1 rRNA gene is annotated in these 1,521 nt (G+C 57.2%); it reads left to right on the forward strand.

Features of this window, described 5'->3' with window-relative positions:
• Window positions 1-1,499 (forward strand): 23S ribosomal RNA (locus ABZ861_RS31450); the annotation flags it as partial.
• Between the last annotated feature and the right edge of the window lie 22 nt (window positions 1,500-1,521).

The raw sequence follows: 1,521 nt of genomic DNA on the forward strand, positions 1-1,521 counted from the left end.
CAGTAGGTGAGTGATGGGGTGACGCAGGAAGGTAGTCCATCCCGGGCGGTGGTAGTCCCGGGGTAAGGGTGTAGCCCGAGCAGTAGGTAAATCCGCTGTTCACGAGGGTGAGACCTGATGCCGAGCCGATTGCGGCGAAGTGGATGATCCTATGCTGTCGAGAAAAGCCTCTAGCGAGTTTCACGGCGGCCCGTACCCTAAACCGACTCAGGTGGTCAGGTAGAGAATACCGAGGCGTTCGGGTGAACTATGGTTAAGGAACTCGGCAAAATGCCCCCGTAACTTCGGGAGAAGGGGGGCCACGCCTGGTGATGGGATTTACTCCCTGAGCTGGGGGTGGCCGCAGAGACCAGCGAGAAGCGACTGTTTACTAAAAACACAGGTCCGTGCGAAGCCGTAAGGCGATGTATACGGACTGACGCCTGCCCGGTGCTGGAACGTTAAGGGGACCGGTTAGTCAGGATTCGTCCTGGCGAAGCTGAGAACTTAAGCGCCAGTAAACGGCGGTGGTAACTATAACCATCCTAAGGTAGCGAAATTCCTTGTCGGGTAAGTTCCGACCTGCACGAATGGCGTAACGACTTCTCGACTGTCTCAACCATAGGCCCGGTGAAATTGCACTACGAGTAAAGATGCTCGTTTCGCGCAGCAGGACGGAAAGACCCCGGGACCTTTACTACAGTTTGATATTGGTGTTCGGTTCGGCTTGTGTAGGATAGCTGGGAGACTGTGAAGTCGTCACGCCAGTGGCGGTGGAGTCGTCGTTGAAATACCAGTCTGGTCGTGCTGGATGTCTAACCTGGGTCCGTGATCCGGATCAGGGACAGTGTCTGATGGGTAGTTTAACTGGGGCGGTTGCCTCCTAAAGAGTAACGGAGGCGCCCAAAGGTTCCCTCAGCCTGGTTGGCAATCAGGTGTTGAGTGTAAGTGCACAAGGGAGCTTGACTGTGAGACCGACGGGTCGAGCAGGGACGAAAGTCGGGACTAGTGATCCGGCGGTGGCTTGTGGAAGCGCCGTCGCTCAACGGATAAAAGGTACCCCGGGGATAACAGGCTGATCTTCCCCAAGAGTCCATATCGACGGGATGGTTTGGCACCTCGATGTCGGCTCGTCGCATCCTGGGGCTGGAGTCGGTCCCAAGGGTTGGGCTGTTCGCCCATTAAAGCGGTACGCGAGCTGGGTTTAGAACGTCGTGAGACAGTTCGGTCCCTATCCGCTGTGCGCGTAGGAGTCTTGAGAAGGGCTGTCCCTAGTACGAGAGGACCGGGACGGACGAACCTCTGGTGTGCCAGTTGTCCTGCCAAGGGCATGGCTGGTTGGCTACGTTCGGGAGGGATAACCGCTGAAAGCATCTAAGCGGGAAGCCTGCTTCGAGATGAGGGCTCCCACCCACTTGATGGGGTAAGGCTCCCAGTAGACGACTGGGTTGATAGGCCGGATCTGGAAGCACCGTGAGGTGTGGAGGTGACCGGTACTAATAGGCCGAGGGCTTGTCCTCAGTTGCTCGCGTCCACTGTGTC

It is taken from the genome of Streptomyces sp. NPDC046985 (genome assembly GCF_040644415.1).
Taxonomy (GTDB): Bacteria; Actinomycetota; Actinomycetes; order Streptomycetales; family Streptomycetaceae; genus Streptomyces.